Annotated in this window: 16 protein-coding genes; 11 read left to right on the forward strand and 5 right to left on the reverse strand. The window is 72.1% G+C overall.

Annotation, left to right across the window (positions count from 1 at the left end; translation table 11 throughout):
- Positions 1 to 75 precede the first annotated feature (75 nt).
- The 5 genes from AC1VWI_RS32025 (at position 76) to AC1VWI_RS32045 (ending at position 5,496) form a co-directional block, all read left to right on the forward strand.
- Positions 76 to 525: a DUF485 domain-containing protein gene (locus AC1VWI_RS32025; RefSeq protein ID WP_499514470.1), complete on the forward strand. Its 450-nt coding sequence runs from the start codon at positions 76 to 78 to the stop codon at positions 523 to 525.
- On the forward strand, positions 522 to 2,129 hold the full coding sequence (locus tag AC1VWI_RS32030; protein WP_499514471.1) for a monocarboxylic acid transporter: 1,608 nt from the start codon (positions 522 to 524) through the stop codon (positions 2,127 to 2,129). The genes AC1VWI_RS32025 and AC1VWI_RS32030 overlap by 4 nt, the downstream gene beginning before the upstream one ends.
- Positions 2,130 to 2,466: 337 nt before the next feature.
- Positions 2,467 to 3,078: an SDR family NAD(P)-dependent oxidoreductase gene (locus AC1VWI_RS32035; RefSeq protein ID WP_499514472.1), complete on the forward strand. Its 612-nt coding sequence runs from the start codon at positions 2,467 to 2,469 to the stop codon at positions 3,076 to 3,078.
- A gap of 115 nt (positions 3,079 to 3,193) precedes the next feature.
- Entirely contained in the window at positions 3,194 to 4,729 is a 1,536-nt protein-coding gene (locus AC1VWI_RS32040) for a thiamine pyrophosphate-dependent enzyme (protein WP_499516969.1), read from the forward strand.
- The gene (locus tag AC1VWI_RS32045; protein WP_499514473.1) at positions 4,726 to 5,496 is read left to right on the forward strand and encodes an IclR family transcriptional regulator; all 771 of its coding nucleotides are present in this window, start codon (positions 4,726 to 4,728) and stop codon (positions 5,494 to 5,496) included. The genes AC1VWI_RS32040 and AC1VWI_RS32045 overlap by 4 nt, the downstream gene beginning before the upstream one ends.
- A 6-nt stretch (positions 5,497 to 5,502) precedes the next feature.
- Here the strand turns inward: AC1VWI_RS32045 and AC1VWI_RS32050 are convergent, their stop codons facing one another.
- Both AC1VWI_RS32050 and AC1VWI_RS32055 read right to left on the reverse strand, forming a co-directional pair.
- Positions 5,503 to 6,195 (reverse strand): response regulator, encoded by a 693-nt coding sequence (locus AC1VWI_RS32050; protein WP_499514474.1) that lies wholly within the window; start codon positions 6,193 to 6,195, stop codon positions 5,503 to 5,505.
- Positions 6,192 to 7,820 carry a sensor histidine kinase gene (locus AC1VWI_RS32055; RefSeq protein ID WP_499514475.1) on the reverse strand — a complete coding sequence of 543 codons (1,629 nt, stop codon included), beginning with the start codon at positions 7,818 to 7,820 and terminating at the stop codon, positions 6,192 to 6,194. Before AC1VWI_RS32055 ends, AC1VWI_RS32050 begins: the two co-directional genes overlap by 4 nt.
- A 231-nt stretch (positions 7,821 to 8,051) precedes the next feature.
- On the opposite strand from AC1VWI_RS32055, the gene AC1VWI_RS32060 reads away from it, so the two are divergent.
- The 3 genes from AC1VWI_RS32060 to AC1VWI_RS32070 are packed head-to-tail and all read left to right on the forward strand — an operon-like array spanning position 8,052 to position 10,820.
- Positions 8,052 to 8,867, forward strand: coding sequence for an ABC transporter ATP-binding protein (locus AC1VWI_RS32060; protein ID WP_499514476.1), 816 nt, complete (start codon positions 8,052 to 8,054; stop codon positions 8,865 to 8,867).
- Positions 8,857 to 9,735: an ABC transporter permease gene (locus AC1VWI_RS32065; RefSeq protein ID WP_499514477.1), complete on the forward strand. Its 879-nt coding sequence runs from the start codon at positions 8,857 to 8,859 to the stop codon at positions 9,733 to 9,735. The genes AC1VWI_RS32060 and AC1VWI_RS32065 overlap by 11 nt, the downstream gene beginning before the upstream one ends.
- A 47-nt stretch (positions 9,736 to 9,782) precedes the next feature.
- Complete coding sequence (locus tag AC1VWI_RS32070; protein ID WP_499514478.1) at positions 9,783 to 10,820, forward strand: ABC transporter substrate-binding protein; 1,038 nt, start codon at positions 9,783 to 9,785, stop codon at positions 10,818 to 10,820.
- Here AC1VWI_RS32070 and AC1VWI_RS32075 read toward each other — a convergent pair.
- The 3 genes from AC1VWI_RS32075 to AC1VWI_RS32085 form a co-directional block, all read right to left on the reverse strand.
- The gene (locus AC1VWI_RS32075) at positions 10,787 to 11,692 is read right to left on the reverse strand and encodes a ferredoxin family protein (protein WP_499514479.1); all 906 of its coding nucleotides are present in this window, start codon (positions 11,690 to 11,692) and stop codon (positions 10,787 to 10,789) included. The two genes, AC1VWI_RS32070 and AC1VWI_RS32075, sit on opposite strands and share 34 nt — an antisense overlap.
- Positions 11,693 to 11,838: 146 nt before the next feature.
- Positions 11,839 to 12,075, reverse strand: a complete 237-nt coding sequence (locus tag AC1VWI_RS32080) for a hypothetical protein (protein WP_499514480.1) — start codon at positions 12,073 to 12,075, stop codon at positions 11,839 to 11,841.
- 85 nt (positions 12,076 to 12,160) lie between these two features.
- Complete coding sequence (locus AC1VWI_RS32085; RefSeq protein ID WP_499514481.1) at positions 12,161 to 12,826, reverse strand: DUF6082 family protein; 666 nt, start codon at positions 12,824 to 12,826, stop codon at positions 12,161 to 12,163.
- 338 nt (positions 12,827 to 13,164) lie between these two features.
- Here AC1VWI_RS32085 and AC1VWI_RS32090 point away from each other — a divergent pair, with 338 nt between their 5' ends.
- The 3 genes from AC1VWI_RS32090 to AC1VWI_RS32100 all read left to right on the forward strand — a co-directional run bounded on the left by AC1VWI_RS32090 (position 13,165) and on the right by AC1VWI_RS32100 (position 16,797).
- Entirely contained in the window at positions 13,165 to 14,172 is a 1,008-nt protein-coding gene (locus tag AC1VWI_RS32090) for a LacI family DNA-binding transcriptional regulator (RefSeq protein ID WP_354796787.1), read from the forward strand.
- Positions 14,173 to 14,372: 200 nt separating this feature from the next.
- Complete coding sequence (locus tag AC1VWI_RS32095; RefSeq protein ID WP_499514482.1) at positions 14,373 to 15,785, forward strand: ABC transporter substrate-binding protein; 1,413 nt, start codon at positions 14,373 to 14,375, stop codon at positions 15,783 to 15,785.
- A 37-nt stretch (positions 15,786 to 15,822) separates the two neighbouring features.
- On the forward strand, positions 15,823 to 16,797 hold the full coding sequence (locus AC1VWI_RS32100; RefSeq protein WP_499514483.1) for a carbohydrate ABC transporter permease: 975 nt from the start codon (positions 15,823 to 15,825) through the stop codon (positions 16,795 to 16,797).
- Positions 16,798 to 16,805 lie beyond the last annotated feature (8 nt).

The raw sequence follows: 16,805 nt of genomic DNA on the forward strand, positions 1-16,805 counted from the left end.
TGGAGGCTCCCGGATCTTCCCGCAATGTCCATGCTTGGGCGCACGGCCGATCGGCCCGTGAGGCGAGGAGAGTTCGTGAAAGAGCACGACCGGGCGGAAACCGGAGGGCTGTGGGTGGACGACCCCTGGTACGACGTCCTGGCCGCGGGGGAGTGGGAGGGCCCCGAGCCACCGCCGGTCTCCCTCCCGACGCAGGCCCGCCCGGCCGACGCACACGCCCGGGTGTACCGCGAGGTGCAGGCCAGCGGCCCCTTCCAGGAGGTGCGTTCCCGCTACCGGCGGTTCGTCTTCCCGGCGGCCGCCGCCTTCCTCGCCTGGTACCTGCTCTACCTCGTCCTGGCGACGACCGCGCCGCGGCTGATGGCCCGGCCGCTGGTCGGCGAGTTCAACGTGGCCATGGTCCTGGGCCTCGCCCAGTTCGCCACGACCTTCCTCCTGACCTGGGCCTACGCCCGGCACGCCCGGCTGCGCCGGGACCGGGCCGCCCTCGACCTGCGCTGGGACACCCAGGAGCGGATGCGGTGACCGGCAACCACCAGGGCCTGGCGCTGGTCCTCTTCACCGTCTTCGTCTCCGTCACCCTGGCGATCACCGCCTGGGCCGGCCGACGGCGCAGTTCGTCCGTGGAGTTCTTCGCCGGCGGCCGTCTCTTCTCCCCGCTGGAGAACGGATTCGCCATCGCCGGCGACTACATGTCCGCCGCCTCCTTCCTCGGCATCTCGGGGCTCATCGCGCTCTTCGGCTACGACGGCATGCTCTACTCCGTCGGCTTCCTCGTCGCCTGGCTGTTCGTGCTGCTGCTCGTCGCCGAACTGGTCCGCAACTGCGGCCGCTACACCCTCGCCGACGTCCTCACCGCCCGTATGCGCCAGCGCCCGGTCCGGATCGCCGCGGGCACCTCCGCGGTCACCGTCTCCGTGCTCTACCTGGTCGCGCAGATGGTCGGCGCCGGAAGCCTGGTCTCCCTCCTGCTCGGCGGTCAGGGATCGGCCGCCCGCACCTGGACCGTCATCGGCGTCGGCGCGCTCATGGTCTTCTACGTCGCCTTCGGCGGCATGCGCGCCACGACCTGGATCCAGATCGTCAAGACCGTGCTCCTCATGGGCGGCACGATCACCCTCACCGTCCTGGTCCTCGTGCGCTTCCACGGCGACCTCGGAGCGCTGCTGCGCTCGGCCGCCGACGGCAGCGGCCAGGGCCGGGAGTTCCTCGCCCCCGGCAGGCTGTACGGGCAGAGCTGGACCGACCGGCTGGACTTCATCAGCCTCGGCCTCGCCCTCGTCCTGGGCACCGCCGGGCTGCCGCACATCCTGTCGCGCTTCTACACCGTGCCCACGGCACGCTCGGCGCGGCGTTCGGTGGTCTGGGCGATCGGACTCATCGGCGGCTTCTACCTGATGACGATCGTGCTGGGCTTCGGCGCGGCGGCGCTGGTCGGCTCGAACACCGTGCGCGCGTCCAACGCCGCCGGGAACACGGCGGTGCCGCTGCTCGCCCTCGACCTGGGCGGGGGAGCGGGCTCCACCGGTGGAACGGTCCTCTTCGCGGTCGTCGGGGCGGTCGCCTTCGCCACGATCCTGGCCGTCGTCGCCGGCATCACGCTCGCCTCGTCCGCCTCGGTCGCCCACGACCTCCACGCGACGCTGCGCCGTCGAAGGACCGCACCGGGCGGCAGGCGCCGGGAGAACCAGGACGTGCGGGTGGCCCGGGTGGCCGCCGTCTGCATCGGCGGGGTGGCCATCGCGCTGAGCCTGTTCGCGCAGGGCCAGAACGTGGCCTTCCTGGTGGGGCTCGCGTTCGCGGTGGCCGCGTCCGCCAACCTGCCCGCGCTGCTGTACACGCTGTTCTGGCGGAGGTTCACCACCCGCGGCGCGGTGTGGGCGATCTACGGGGGCCTTCTCCCGGCGGTCGCGCTGGTGGTGCTGTCCCCGGTGGTGTCGGGCAGCCCGCAGTCGCTCTTCCCCGGCGTGGACTTCCAGTACTTCCCGCTGGAGAATCCGGGCCTGGTGTCCATCCCGCTGGGCTTCGCGGCGGGCTGGCTGGGCACGGTCCTGTCCCGCGAGCGCGCCGACGAGGACAAGTTCGCCGAGGTCGAGGTCCGTTCGCTCACCGGGGCCGGAGCGGTCTGACACCCGTTCCGCCTGGCGGAACGCATCGATTGCCGCAGGCCCGCGGCGCCTCCACGCTGTGCGGCATGCCATCGAGCCGTGTGCGTTGGCTGCTGCGCGACGAGACGGGCGTGGCAGCGGTACTGGTCCTGCTGGTGCTCGTCGTGGGCATCGCCGAGCCCGACTTCCTGACGCGGTCCAACCTGACCGGGACCGCCCACAACGCCTGCTACGTGGGGCTGATGGCGGCCGGCATGGTCTTCGCCCTCGCCATGCGCGAGGTCGACCTGTCGGTCGGCGGGGTCTACGCGCTCGGCGTGACCGCCGGCGCGGTCTGCATCCGCGACGGCTGGTCCCCGTGGGCGCCGGCCGCTGCTGCGCCGGCGTCGTCGACGTCACCGACGCGGCTGCGGTGGCCGTCCCGGTCGCCGAGGGCCTCGCCCGCTTCGGCCGCCTCGACGTCGTCTTCAGCAACGCCGGGATCACCGGTGAGGTCGCGGCCGTCGAGGACTACCCGGAGGAGGTCTTCCGGCGGGTCGTCGAGGTCCACGTCGTCGGAGCCTTCCTCCTGCTCAAGCACACCCTCCCGCACCTCGGGCCCGGTGCCTCCGTGATCATCAACTCCAGCGTCGCCGGACGCACCGCCGACCCCGGCATCAGCGGCTACGCGGCGGCCAAGCACGCCCAGGTCGGGCTGATGCGTGTCGCGGCACGCGAGTGCGCCGCCCGCGGCATCCGCGTCAACACCATCCACCCGGGCCCCACCGACACCCCGTTCATGCGGCGCATCGAGACCGCCGCCACCGGGCAGCCTTCCGAGCACGCGGCCAGGGCGTTCGACGCGATGGTCCCCCTCGGCCGGCACGCGGCACCCGAGGAGATCGCCCGCACCGTGCTCCACCTCGCGGGCGACGACGCGAGCTTCACCACCGGAGCCACCGTCGCGGTCGACGGCGGCATGAGCGTATGAGAGGCGTCCCCGCCATGACGACCGCCCTGCGGGCCCTGCTGGAGATCCTCGCCGACGAGGGGGGGACCGGGTCTTCGGCAACCCGGGCACCACCGAACTCCCCTTCCTCGAGGCGCTGTCCGGGCCCCGCCCCTCGCCCGAGTACGTCCTCGGCGTCCACGAGGGCTCGGTCGTGGCCATGGCCGACGGCTACGCCCGGGCCACCCGCCGTCCCGCGTTCGCCAGCCTGCACATCGCCGCCGGCACCGCCAACGGCCTGATCGGGATGCTCAACGCCCGGCGCTCCCGCACCCCGCTGGTCGTCATGGCGGGCCAGCAGGACCGGCGCCACCTGCTCCAGGAGCCCATGCTCGCCGGGGACCTGGTCGCCCTCGCCGCCGGAGCGGCCAAACGGGCCGAGGAGGTGCACCGCCCCGAGGACCTGCCGCTCGTGCTGCGCCGCGCCTTCGCGCTGGCCCGGCAGCCGCCGCAGGGCCCGGTGTTCGTCTCCGTGCCGATGGACGTCCTCGAGGACGCCGCACCCGTGGAGATCCCCGCACGCTCCCCCCTCGCGCCGCCCGGGCCGGCCGGCGGGCTCGACCGGGCGGCGGCCCTGCTGGCCGCCGCCGGACGGCCCGCGGTCGTCGCCGGTGACGGGGTCGGCCGGGACGGGGCGGTCGCGGCGCTGGTACGGGTCGCCGAGGCGCTCGGCGCGGTCACCTACCACCAGCCGATGAACGACCACCTGGACTTCCCCGGCTCCCACCCGCTGTACGCCGGACCGCTGCCGCCCGTCAACGCCCGCATCCACGAGCGGTTGAAGGGCCACGACGCGCTGCTCATCGCCGGCTGCCGGGCCTTCACCCCCCACCACTACAGTCCCGGCCCGCCCGTCCCAGAGCACCTGACGGTCGTGCAGATCGACGCCGACCCCGCCGAACCGGGCCGCAACTTCCCCGTCGCCCTCGGCCTCACCGGGCCACTGGACTCCTCGCTGGCCGCGCTCGCCGGTCATCTGGCCCGCCTGGTTCCCGAGGACACCGCCCGCGAGCGGATACGGGAGGCGGGCGCCCGCCACGCCGAGGCACGGGACCGGCTCGGCCTGCGGGCCCGGTCGGCGCGGCACCGTGCCCCGGTCGACCCGCTCGCCGCCGCGCACGCCCTGGCCACCGCGCTGCCGGAGGAGGCGGTGCTCGTCGAGGAGTCGATCACCGTCGGGGTGCACCTGCGCGGTGTGCTGCGCCGGGACCGTCCGGGCGGCTTCGTCCACACGGTCGGCGGGGGCCTCGGCTGGGGCATCGGCGCGGCCGTCGGCCACCGACTCGGCGCGCCCGGACGCCCGGTGGTGGCCGTGCTGGGGGACGGCTGCGCGATGTTCGGGCTGCAGGGGCTGTGGAGCGCGGCGCACCACCGGGTGCCGGTCCTGTTCGTGGTGATGGCCAACGGCGAGTACCGCACCCTGAAGGACACCCTCGACACCCGTGGCGGCCGCCCCTCCGCCCCGCACCCCGGTCTCGACCTGGGCGAGCTCGACTGGCGGCTGGCCGCCCGCTTCTTCGGCATCCCCGCGATCCGTGCGGACGGCACGGAGGAACTGGCGCGGACGGTCGCGGCGGTGGGCGGGCTCGACGGCCCGCTCCTGGTCGAGGTGCCCTTGCGGGGGCACGCATGAGCGCCGAGGATGCGACCGTGACGGAGAGCCGGTCGATGCTGGCCCGCGGGGCCGCGCTGCTCGGTGCCTTCGCCGCGGGCGAGGACGGGATCCCGCTCGGCGAACTCGCCGCCCGCACCGGCCTGCCCAAGTCGACCGTGCACCGGCTGCTCGCCGAACTGACCGCCGTCGGCCTGGTGGAGCGCGGGACGGACGGCTACCGGCTCGGTCTCGCCCTCTTCGAACTGGGCCAGCGGGTGCCGCACCGGCGGCTGCGCGAGGCGGCGCTGCCGTTCATGGAGGAGCTGTACGAGGCCACCCACGAGAACGTGCACCTCGCCGTCGTCGACGGCGCCGACACCGTCTTCCTGGAGAAGCTCACCGGCCGCCGCTCGATGCAGATCATCTCGCGGGTCGGCGGCCGCCTCCCCGCCTACTGCACCGCCACCGGCAAGGCGCTGCTCGCCTACGGGGCCCCGCCCGGCCTGGCGGTGGTGCTCGGCGGCGGGCTGCGCCGTCGCACCCCGCGGACCATCGTCGTGCCGCGGCTGCTCCAGCAGGACCTCGTCCGCACCCGGGTCCGCGGCTACGCCGTGAACTGGGAGGAGGCCGAGGTCGGCGTCTCCGCCGTCGCCGCCCCCGTCTACGGGCCGCGGCTGGGCCCGAGCGCCTTCCCCGTCGCCGCCGTCTCCGTCACCGGCGCCACGCGGGGGCTGCGGCCGGACCGCGTCGCGCCCGTGGTGTGCGCGGCGGCGCGGGCGCTGAGCCATGAACTCGCCCGCCGGTGAACCGGGTCAGCCGGTCCGCGCCCACGCGTACCGGTGCTCGGGGCGGCCGGTGTCGCCGTACTTGAGGGTGAGGCTGATCCGGCCCTCGCGCTCCAGGAACTTCAGGTAGCGCTGCGCGGTGGAGCGGCTGATGCCCGCGCGTGCGGCGACCTCGTGGGCGGAGAGCGGCTGCGCGGCCTCGGTGAGGACCTTGCGCACCAGGTCGGCGGTGGGTGCCGAGTGCCCCTTGGGCAGGTCCGCCGGCGCCGCACCGGCCGTGCGCAGCGCGCCGAAGATGCGGTCCACCTGCTCCTGGCCGGCCTCACCGCGCCCGCCGACGCCGTCGAGCGTGCGGCGCAGCGCCGCGTAGGCGTCCAGCTTGGCCCGCAGTCCGGCGAAGCTGAACGGCTTGACCAGGTACTGCAGCGCGCCGAAGCGCATCGCCGCCTGCACGGTCGCCACGTCACGGGCGGCCGTCACCATGATCACGTCCGCGCTGTGGCCGAGCTGGCGCATGCGCCGCACCAGGGTGAGGCCGGTCTCGTCCGGCAGGTAGTGGTCGAGCAGGACGAGGTCGACGTGCATGCGCTCCAGCGTCGCCAGCGCCTGGGCCGCGGTGTGGGCGCGGGCGGTCACCCGGAACCCGGGGAGCCTGGCGACGTACGCCGCGTTGATCTCGGCGACGCGGAAGTCGTCGTCCACGACCATGACGTCGATCATCGTGCTCCCCCCGCGGACGCCCCGGAGGCCGCGGACGCGGCCGAGGTGAGTTCCACGCCGGCCAGCGCCTCCGGCAGGACGACGGTGAAGACCGCGCCGCCGCCCGCGCGGGCGGTCACCCGGGCCATGCCGCCGTACCGTTCGGCGAGCCGCCGCACGAGCGCGAGGCCGAGCCCGCGGCCGCGGTGGGCCGGGGACCGCTTCGTCGTCCAGCCCTCGGCGAAGATCTGCTCACGGGCCTCGGGCGGTACGCCGGGACCGTCGTCGGACACCCGCAGCACGACCGTCGTGCCCTCGGCGCGCAGCTCCACCTCGACGCGCGAACCCGCCGCGTCCAGGGCGTTGTCGATGAGGTTGCCGAGCACGGTGACCAGGTCCCGCGGGTCCACGACCCGGTCCGGGAGCAGGGTCACGGGGGAGACCGACAGGGCCACCCCCCGCTCCGCGGCGATCGCCGACTTGCCGACCAGCAGGGCGGACACCAGCGGGTCCCTGACCCGTTCCGCGACCTGTTCCGCGGAAGCCCGCTGCGCGTCGGCGACCTCGCCGACGAAGTCCACCGCCTCGTCGTACAGACCGAGTTCGAGCAGCCCGAGCAACGTGTGCAAGCGGTTGGCGTGCTCGTGGTCCTGGGCGCGCAGCGCGTCCAGCAGACCGTGCGTGCTGTCCAGCTCCCGCCCCAGCCGCTCCAGTTCGGTGCGGTCCCGCAGGGTGGCCACCGCCCCGCCGTCCCCGGTCGGCATCCGGTTGGCGACCAGCACCCGCGCCCCGCTGACGGTGAGCAGGTCGGTGCCCGCGACCCGGCCGGTCAGCACCTCGGTCGTCCGCCCGGCGGGCAGCACCTCGTCCAGGGCGCGGCCGGCGGCGTCCGGACCGAGGCCGAGCAGCCGTTGCGCCTCGTCGTTGAGCAGCCGCACCCGCCCCTGGGCGTCCAGGGCGATGACGCCCTCACGGATGCCGTGCAGCATCGCCTCGCGCTCGTCGAGCAGCGCGGAGATGTCGGCGAAGGCGAGCCCGTGCGTCCTGCGCTGCAGCCGCCGCGACACCAACAGAGCCGCGAGGACGCCGACCGCGAGCGCCGCTCCCGCGTACAGCAGCAGCACCGGCACCGTGGCCAGCAGCCGCTCCCGCACGCTGTCGTACGCGATGCCCACCGACACGGCGCCCACGATCCTCCCGCCGGCCCCGTGCAGCGGCACCTTGGCGCGCGCGGAACGCCCGAGGGTGCCCCGGTCGATCTGCATGATCTCGCGCCCCGACAGGGCCACGCTGGGGTCGGTGGAGACGTGTCGGCCGATCTGGGCGACGTCCGTGTGCGACCAGCGCACACCGCGGGTGTCCATGACCACGATGTACAGGGCGCCGGTGGCACGGCGGATCCGCTCGGCCTCCTCCTGCACCGGCCCGGTGACGCTCGGGCGCGTGGTGACCAGGTCGTGGGCGAGACCCGGGGTCGCGGCGGTGGTCTGGGCGATCGACAGCGCCTGCCGCATCGCCTGCTGGTCCAGCTGGGAGCTGAGGGGGGCGAGGAACAGCCCGGTGGCCAGGGTGATGACGCCGGTGGTGAGGACCACCTGGACGAGCAGCACCTGGGCGAAGACGCGGCGGGGCCAGCGGATGCGCATCGACGTCACCCCTGTCCTTCCCGGTGTTCCGCGCCCTTGCGGAATTCGCCCGTCCGTTCGCCTGGCTGTGAACGCAACGTAAACGCGGCCAGGGCCCGCTGCCCAGCCCCCGTGGCCCTTTCGTTGTCGTAGCGCGAGCAAAACGAGCAGAACAGGGGGTTGTGGGCACAAGGCGCAGTTGTGACCGCAAGGGTGCCGCCGTGACCCGGGCCACGCCTACCGTCCCGGCGCATGAGCACACAGACCGGCCCCGCCATCGAACTGCGGGGAGCGAGCAAAGCGTTCCGGACCCCGTCCGGGGCCCTCCACACCGCCGTCCGCGACCTGGACCTGACCATCGGCCGCGGGGAGTTCGTGGCCGTCGTGGGCCCGACCGGCTGCGGCAAGTCCACGACCCTGACCCTGGTCAGCGGGCTGGAGGAACCCACCGAGGGCGAGGTGCTGGTCGCCGGCGAGCCGGTGCGCGGCATCGGCGACAAGGTCGGCTACGTCTTCCAGCAGGACGCCGTCTTCCCCTGGCGGACCGTGCTGTCCAATGTCATGGCCGGCCCCCGCTTCCGCGGCGTGCCCAAGGCCGAGGCCAGGGAGCGGGCCCGTGAGTGGCTCGCCCGCGTCGGCCTGTCCGCCTTCGAGGACCGCTACCCGCACCAGCTGTCGGGCGGCCAGCGCAAGCGCGTCGCGCTCGCCGCCACGTTCGTCAACGACCCCGAGATCCTGCTCATGGACGAGCCCTTCTCCGCGCTCGACGTGCAGACCCGCGCGCTGATGTCCGACGAGTTGCTGGAGCTGTGGTCCGGCACGGGCGCCTCGGTCGTCTTCGTCACCCACGACCTGGAGGAGTCCATCGCGCTCGCCGACAAGGTCGTCGTCATGACCGCCGGGCCGGCCACGGTCAAGGAGGTCTTCGAGATCGACCTGCCGCGCCCGCGCCAGGTCGAGTCCGTGCGGCTGGAGCCGCGGTTCATCGAGATCTACCGGGAGATCTGGGCCTCGCTCGGCGAAGAGGTCCGCATCACCCGCGAGAGGGGTGCGGCCGATGTCGCCTGAGACCGTGGCGGCCCCCTCGGCCGCCGCCACCTCGGACCCCGCGGGCACCGACCGCGCGCGCTCGCGCGCCCGTGCCGCCCGCAACCGCAGTTACCTCGTCCACGGCAGCCGCGTGCTGCTCCTGGTCGCCGTCCTCGGGCTGTGGGAGTGGCTGGCCAGGGCCGGGGCCGTCGACCCCTTCCACTTCTCGATGCCCTCCAGGATCTGGGAGCAGATCCGCACCTGGGCCGTGGACGGCACCGCGCAGGGAACCCTGTGGGAGCAGATCTGGTACACGCTCTACGAGGCCCTGCTGGGCTGGGTCATCGGCGTCGTCGCGGGCGTGGTGCTCGGCATCGCCCTCGGGCGGATCCGTTTCCTCGCCGACGTGCTCGGCCCGTACATCAAGGTGCTCAACGCGCTGCCGCGGATCGTGCTCGCGCCGATCTTCCTGATCTGGTTCGGACTCGGCCCGGCATCCAAGGTGGCCTCCGCCGTCGTCCTGGTCTTCTTCCCGGTCTTCTTCAACGCCTTCCAGGGCGCCCGCGAGGTCGACCGCAACCTGGTGGCCAACTCCCGCATCCTGGGCGCCCGCGACCGTCAGGTCACCTTCCAGGTCGTCATCCCCTCGGCCACCTCGTGGATCTTCACCAGCCTCCACGTGAGCTTCGGCTTCGCCCTCATCGGCGCCATCGTCGGCGAGTACATCGGCGCCACCAAGGGCCTGGGCCTGCTGGTCGCCGCCTCGCAGGGCACCTTCAACTCGGCGGGCGTCTACGCCGCGATGGCGATCCTTGCGGTCGTCGCGCTGCTCGCCGAGGGCCTGCTGACCTTCCTGGAGAAGCGGCTCTTCCGCTGGAAGCCGGGCGAGTCCGGCTCCGCCCGCTGACCCCGCAACCGCCTCCCGCCCACCCCCTTCACAAGGACGTGAACCAGATGCGCGCAACCCTCAGGGCCGCGGCCGCCGTCGCCGCCTCCGCCGTCGCCCTCACCACGCTCACCGCGTGCGGCGGCGACTCCGCCTCCGCCTCCGGCGGCAAGGGCGACAAGGTCAAGATCATGGTCGGTGGCCTGGACAAGGTCATCTACCTGCCCGCGATGCTCACCGAGCGGCTCGGCTACTTCAAGGCCGAGGGCCTGGACGTCGAACTGCTCACCGAGCCGGCCGGCGTCCAGGCCGAGACCGCGCTCGTCTCCGGCGACGTGCAGGGCACCGTCGGCTTCTACGACCACACGCTCGACCTGCAGGTGAAGGGCAAGCAGGTGGAGTCCGTGGTGCAGTTCTCGCAGGCGCCCGGCGAGGTGGAGATCGTCTCCAACGCGGCGGCCGGCGACCTCACGGGCCCTGAGGACTTCAAGGGCAGGAAGCTGGGCGTGACCGGCATCGGCTCGTCCACGGACTTCCTCACCAAGTACCTGGCCGTCAGCAACGGCGTGAAGACCAGCGAGTTCACCCCGGTCGCGGTCGGTGCCGGGCAGACCTTCATCTCCGCGATGGAGCAGGGCTCGATCCAGGGCGGCATGACCACGGACCCGACCGTGGCCACGATCCTGGACAAGGGGCTCGGCAAGGTGCTCGTCGACATGCGCACGCCGGAGGGCTCGCGGCAGGCGCTCGGCGGGCTCTACCCGTCCTCCAGCCTCTACATGCAGACGGAATGGGTGGACAGCCACAAGGAGACGGTGCAGAAGCTCGCCAACGCCTTCGTGAAGACGCTCCGCTGGATGTCCACGCACAGCGCCGCGGAGATCGCCGCGAAGATGCCCGCCGACTACGCGCAGGGCGGCGGGCAGGAGCTCTACGTCAAGGCGATCGAGAGCACGCTGCCGATGTTCACCAAGGACGGCGTGATGCCCGAGGGCGGACCCGAGACGGTGGAGCGGGTCCTCAAGGCCTTCAACCCCAACCTTCAGAACGCCCAGGTGGACCTGGGCAAGACCTACACCACGGAGTTCGTCAAGAGCGCCGGCTGAATGCCGCTGATCTCCATCCGCAGCGGCGCCCCCAGGGCCGCCCCGCAGCTCTCGGGCCGGGGCGGCTCCGCCGCGACCGGCGTCACCGCGACGTCCCAGGCCCGCCCGTCGCGGTGCCGCACGCGGGTGCCGTGCTCACCGTCCACGGTCAGCGCCTCGGCGTCCAGCTCGCCGGTCAGCCGCCGCACGGCCAGCTCGGCGGCCTGGCCCGGACGCTCCCACGCGGAACGTCCGCGGCAGCCCTCCAGCACTATGTCGCCCTCGCGGGCGGCCGCCAGCACCTGCCGGGCCAGCGCGGCGTCGACCCGGCCGTAGGCGTAGCCGTACGGCAGCACCAGCATCGTCGGCGAGAACCGGTGCCCGCCCAGGTGGGTCACCTCCCACACCTCACCGAGCCCCGAGGCGGCCAGCTCCGCGGCGAGCGGCCGGCCGTTGAGGGCGCAGCAGCGGTCGCGTTTGCCGTTGGTGCAGACGAGGGCGAGCGGGTCGCCCTCGTACGGCATCCCGAAGCCGCGGTGGTCGCCGCGGCCCAGCGCCCCGAAGTCCAGGCCCAGCAGCGCGGCCGGGTCCTCCACGACCGCGTCCCGCACCCAGGAGCCACCCGGCACGGTGTGCGCCACGTACGCCGTGCGCCGCCGCACGTCATGCCGGTCCGCGTGCCGCCCGGGCCGCCGGATCAGCCCGACCCGTACCCCGGTCCCGGCCGCGGCCCGCTCCAGCGCCCTGCCCACCCGCGGATCCAGATGGCTCCCGGTCAGCGCCTTGGGACCCCACGGCCCCGGCTGCTCCAGCAGCAGCCAGGTCCGCGCGGTGGCCGCCGTCGCGGCGACGGGCTCCGCCAGCGAGCTGGACGCGGAGGTGCAGGTGCTCATGAAGGTAAGCCTAACCTTCCGCACCACCCCCGGCTCTCCCGCCCCTCCCGTTCCGAGCGGTTCGCGCTGCGGGTGCCTTGCCGTGACATGACGGGGCCTCCCCGCTATCGAGCTGCGGGGAGGCCGACGAGGGGTATATTTGCAGGTCAGGCGTCCGGGATCTCGCTCTTCGCGCGTACGAGGGTCTCACGTGAGATCACGACGATGCGTTCGTAGTCCGCGCGTCCGGCATCGGCCGGCAATTTTCCGTCAAGTGCGGCCGTCGCATCGGTGCCGATGACGGCGAAGTCACCGTTCGCCAGTTCGAAGATGTCCGGACACGTGGTGCCGTTCATGCTTCCGCGTTCGCGTGGGGACGCACCGATGCGTCGCAGGATATCCATGGTACGAGAGATTGCCAGTGAGTGGCGTGCGACGGAGCATTATTCGTGCCGTTGGAGTGACGCCGTGGAGCGGCGTGCGACTGCGTCAGATGCTCCCGCGGCTCTCGAACTCCTGGATCGCCCCGTCGATGATCGCGCCGAAGAGACGTTCTTCGCCGGTCGGGTCCAGGACAGCGCGATGTGCCGCGGTGAAGGCCCAGTACTCCCGGAATTTGCGGCTCTGGACGAGTACCCGCAACTGTCCCCGTATCTCGGACAGCGGAAACGTACCCAGCCTGTACGCCAGGAAGTAGTGGGAGAAGACCAGGTTCGCGTACAGCATCTCGCGGCCCTGCTCGGCGGACACCTCGTCGAATCCCGCCCAGACGATCATGAGTTCCGGGTTGTCGATGGCTAGCTTCAACAACTCCACGTGCAGGGTGCGTAAGTCCGCCTCGGCGCTGCGGTACAACTGGGCGTGCGTACGCGAGAGTTCGCGGCGCTGCAGGGACAACTCCCGCCGCTGGTGCCGGGCCTTCCGCTGCTGCACGCCGAACGTTACGAGCACCGCCGCCAGCGCCAGCCCCGAGAAGGCGGCGTTGGCGGCCATGAAGGTGGACGCGGCGGAGTCCTGGCCGGGGCTTGAGGGGGAGGCGAGGGCCACCATGAGCTTGCCCAGGGCCACGGCGACGGCGGCCGTGAGCACCAGGACGGCGGTGACCCCGATGACCAGCAGGGCGGCGATTCCGCCCACCTCTCTGGAACGCGCCATGTGACCCCCCGATCGGCGCACGCCCGCCCGTCATGGCGGCGGCAGCCCGAAGAAGCGAAGCTCCGGGCAGGTACGAGCGGCTCTGATCGACTGCCTCGGAGAGGTGAGAAGCACGCAGGGACGTACGGGTCCGGCACCCGCCGTCGAATGAGTGTTACCCGCAGGGAACGGTCGTGAAGCGCGCTATTCAGGACAGGTGGGCGCTGTATTGGCCCAGGTTGAGGGTGAGGCGACGCTTCGGTCGCTCCTGCCGCGGCGGCACCCCCGGGTGCCGGGCGTCCCAACGGTCTTGCGCATGAGCGCAAACCACTTGCATGCCATGTCGTATGCTTGCGCTCATGACGCGACGGCTTGCCGAAGTAGCGAAGAAGGTCGGGGTCAGTGAGGCCACCGTCAGCCGTGTGCTGAACGGGAAGCCGGGGGTGTCGGAGGGCACCCGGCAGGCGGTGCTCACGGCGCTGGACGTGCTGGGGTACGAGCGGCCGACGCAGTTGCGGGGGAACCGGGCCCGGCTGGTCGGGCTGGTGCTGCCGGAGCTGCAGAACCCGATCTTCCCGGCCTTCGCCGACATCGTGGGGGCGGCCCTCGCCCAGCAGGGCCTGACGCCGGTGCTGTGCACGCAGACCGCGGGCGGGGTGTCGGAGGCGGACTACGTCTCGCTCCTGCTGCAGCAGCACGTCTCCGGCGTGGTCTTCGCCGGCGGTCTGTACGCGCAGGCGGACGCGCCGCACGACCACTACCGCCTGCTGGCCGAGCGGAACCTGCCGGTGGTGCTGATCAACGCCGCGATAGAGGACCTCGGTTTCCCACGGGTGTCGTGCGACGACGCGGTCGCCGTGGAGCAGGCCTGGCGGCACCTGTCCTCGCTGGGCCACGAGCGGATCGGCCTGCTGCTCGGGCCCACCGACCACATGCCGTCGCGGCGCAAGCTGACCGCGGCGCGGGCCGCGGCCGCCGCGGGCGGCGGGTCGCTGCCCGACGAGCACGTCGGGCGGGCGATGTTCACGCTGGAGGGCGGCCAGGCCGCGGCCGCCAAGCTCTGGGAGCGCGGGGTCACCGGGATCATCTGCGCCAACGACCCGATGGCGCTCGGCGCGGTGCGGGCGGCGCGCCGGCTGGGGCTGTCCGTGCCCGGCGACGTCTCCGTGGTCGGTTACGACGACTCGGCGTTCATGACCTGCACCGACCCGCCGCTGACCACGGTGCGGCAGCCCATCGAGGCGATGGGCCGCACCGCCGTCGAGCTGCTCGCGCTGAAGATCGCGGGCAAGCAGGTGGCTTCCGACGAGCTGCTGTACGAGCCCGAGCTGGTCGTCCGCGGGACGACGGGGCCTGTTCGCGGCTGAGCGGCCGCGCGCCCCGCGGACCGGGGTTCCCGCTCCGTTCCCGGTGTTCGCTTCCTTCGTTGCCGAGCTGCGCAAGGCCGTCAATCTTTTGCGAAATCTGCGCGAGATCTTGCGGACATCTGTTTGTGGTGCTTGAGTGTGCGACGCCCCCGCTGCGTGTGGTCGGGGGCTTCCACGCTCATGCCCGAAGGGGACCACCGATGAGAAGCTCCTGGTTCCGCCCCGCTCGCCGTGCCTCCGCGGCCACGCTCGTCTCCGTGATGGCCCTGGCCGTCCTCACCGCCTGCGGCACCAGCAGCAGTGCGGACAACGACAACGACGCGGCCGGCGGTTCGTCCGACCCCACCGCCCCGCTGGACCCGAAGGCCAAGGTCACGCTGACCATCGACTGCATGCCGCCGGCCGCGAAGAAGGCGGAGCTCAAGGAGTGGAAGGAGGACGTCGCCGCCTTCAACAAGAAGTACCCGAACGTGACGATCGACGGTAAGTCGACGCCCGGCCAGTGCGAGGAGCCGGCCCGCTTCACGGCCGCGCTGAAGGCCAAGTCCCAGCCGGACGTGTTCTACACGTACTTCACCGACCTGCAGCAGGTGCTCGACAACGACGGCGCCGCGGACATCTCCGCGTACGTCACCGACAAGACCGTCCCGGCCCTGAACGACATCGACCCCAACGTGCTGAACGTCCTGAAGAAGGACGGCAAGCTCTACGGCCTGCCCACCAGCAACTACACCATGGGTCTGCTGATCAACCGCAAGCTCTTCACGCAGGCCGGCCTCGACCCCAACAAGCCGCCGACCACCTGGGAGGACGTGCGCACCGCGGCCAAGGCGATCGCCGGCCTCGGCAAGGGCATCGCCGGCTACGGCGACTACAGCGCCCAGAACACCGGGGGCTGGCACTTCACGGCCACGATGTACGGCCTGGGCGGCGACGTCGTCTCCGCGGACGGCACCAAGGCGGGGTTCAACACCGACCTCGGCAAGCAGGTCGTGCAGAACCTGCACGACATGCGCTGGACCGACAACAGCATGGGCCAGACGCAGCTGCTCAAGTGGGGCGACCTGCAGAAGCAGATGGCCACCGACAAGCTCGGCATGTTCCTGGCCGCGCCGGACGACATCACGTACATGGTCCAGCAGCTCGGCGCCGACTACGCCAACTTCGGCATGGGCCCGATCCCCGGCGGCAAGGCCACCCTCTTCGGCGGCAACGACTACATGATCAAGAAGGGCAGCTCGCCCGACAAGATCAAGGCCGCCATCGCCTGGCTGAACTTCAAGACGCTCAGCGTCGGCAAGGGCCAGTTCGAGTACGCGCGTTCCAAGGCGGACGGCCTGCCCGTCGGTCTGCCCCAGCCGGCCTTCTTCATCGGCGCCAGCAAGACCAAGGACGACCAGCTGAAGACCGAGAGCGCCACGATGCCGGTGGAGAACTTCCGCGCCTTCATGGACAACCCGATCCCCGGCAAGGCCGAGCCGGCGAAGGCCCAGGAGATCTACAAGGTCCTGGACAACGTGATGTCCGGTGTCCTCACCAACAAGAACGCGGACCCCGCCAAGCTGCTGTCCACCGCGGAGACCCAGGTCAACCAGGTCCTCGCCAACCAGTAGCCCAGGTCCCCTCGGCACCCGGCACCCAGGAGCGACGATGTCGGCCCCCAGCGCCCCCACCCTGCCCACCAGCACTCCCGCGAAGAGCCGGTCGCGCCGTACGGTGCGCCGCCCCGCCCCGGACGGCCGCCGTCCGGGGCGGGCCGGCCGCGCCCTGCGCCGCAACCTCACCGCGCACGGCTTCCTGATCGGCGCCGTGCTCTGCTTCGGGTTCTTCTCCTGGTACCCGATGGTCAGGGAGGTCCTGCTGGCCTTCCAGAAGACCGAGGACGGGGCCACCACCTGGGCCGGCTGGTCGAACCTGAACTACGTCTTCCACGACCCCGCGTTCTGGCAGGCCTGGCGCAACACCCTGCTCTTCACCGCCCTGGCGCTGCTGCTCGGCTTCGCGGTGCCGTTCGTCATCGCCCTGCTGCTCAACGAACTGCGGCACGCGCGGGGCTATCTGAGACTGCTGGTGTACCTGCCGGTGATGCTGCCTCCGGTGGCCTCGGTGCTGCTCTTCAAGAACTTCTACAACCCCGAGTACGGCCTGTTCAACCGCATCTTCGAGGTGCTGCACCTGCCCCAGCAGCAGTGGCTGCAGTCCACCAGCACCTCGATGCTGTCGGTGGTCATCGCCTCCACGTGGATGAACATGGGCGGCGCGACCCTGATCTACCTGGCCGCGCTCCAGGGCATCCCCGGCGAGCTCTACGAGGCCGCCGAACTCGACGGCGCCGGGCTCCTGCGCAAGATCTGGCACGTGACGATCCCGCAGACCCGGCTGATCCTGTCGCTGATGCTGCTCATGCAGATCATCGCCACGATGCAGGTGTTCACCGAGCCCTTCCTGCTGACCGGCGGTTCCGGGCCGGAGGGCTCCACCACCACCGTCGTCTACCTGATCTACCAGTACGCCTTCAGCTTCAACAACTACGGCAGCGCCGCGGCGCTCGGCCTGGTCCTGCTCGTACTGCTGGCGGTCTTCTCCGCCGGGTACGTGCGGCTCAGCCGCGCCACGGACGAGTAGGGCGGGGA

This window comes from Streptomyces sp. TOM-9 (genome assembly GCF_056858595.1).

What these genes read in the sequence shown, in the direction of transcription:
- AC1VWI_RS32045 (WP_499514473.1), top strand. Translation starts at nt 4,726, where the DNA reads ATGAGCGCCGAGGATGCGACCGTGACGGAGAGCCGGTCGATGCTGGCC.
- AC1VWI_RS32050 (WP_499514474.1), bottom strand. Translation starts at nt 6,195, where the DNA reads ATGATCGACGTCATGGTCGTGGACGACGACTTCCGCGTCGCCGAGATC.
- AC1VWI_RS32055 (WP_499514475.1), bottom strand. Translation starts at nt 7,820, where the DNA reads ATGCGCATCCGCTGGCCCCGCCGCGTCTTCGCCCAGGTGCTGCTCGTC.
- AC1VWI_RS32060 (WP_499514476.1), top strand. Translation starts at nt 8,052, where the DNA reads ATGAGCACACAGACCGGCCCCGCCATCGAACTGCGGGGAGCGAGCAAA.
- AC1VWI_RS32065 (WP_499514477.1), top strand. Translation starts at nt 8,857, where the DNA reads ATGTCGCCTGAGACCGTGGCGGCCCCCTCGGCCGCCGCCACCTCGGAC.
- AC1VWI_RS32070 (WP_499514478.1), top strand. Translation starts at nt 9,783, where the DNA reads ATGCGCGCAACCCTCAGGGCCGCGGCCGCCGTCGCCGCCTCCGCCGTC.
- AC1VWI_RS32075 (WP_499514479.1), bottom strand. Translation starts at nt 11,692, where the DNA reads ATGAGCACCTGCACCTCCGCGTCCAGCTCGCTGGCGGAGCCCGTCGCC.
- AC1VWI_RS32080 (WP_499514480.1), bottom strand. Translation starts at nt 12,075, where the DNA reads ATGGATATCCTGCGACGCATCGGTGCGTCCCCACGCGAACGCGGAAGC.
- AC1VWI_RS32085 (WP_499514481.1), bottom strand. Translation starts at nt 12,826, where the DNA reads ATGGCGCGTTCCAGAGAGGTGGGCGGAATCGCCGCCCTGCTGGTCATC.
- AC1VWI_RS32090 (WP_354796787.1), top strand. Translation starts at nt 13,165, where the DNA reads ATGACGCGACGGCTTGCCGAAGTAGCGAAGAAGGTCGGGGTCAGTGAG.
- AC1VWI_RS32095 (WP_499514482.1), top strand. Translation starts at nt 14,373, where the DNA reads ATGAGAAGCTCCTGGTTCCGCCCCGCTCGCCGTGCCTCCGCGGCCACG.
- AC1VWI_RS32100 (WP_499514483.1), top strand. Translation starts at nt 15,823, where the DNA reads ATGTCGGCCCCCAGCGCCCCCACCCTGCCCACCAGCACTCCCGCGAAG.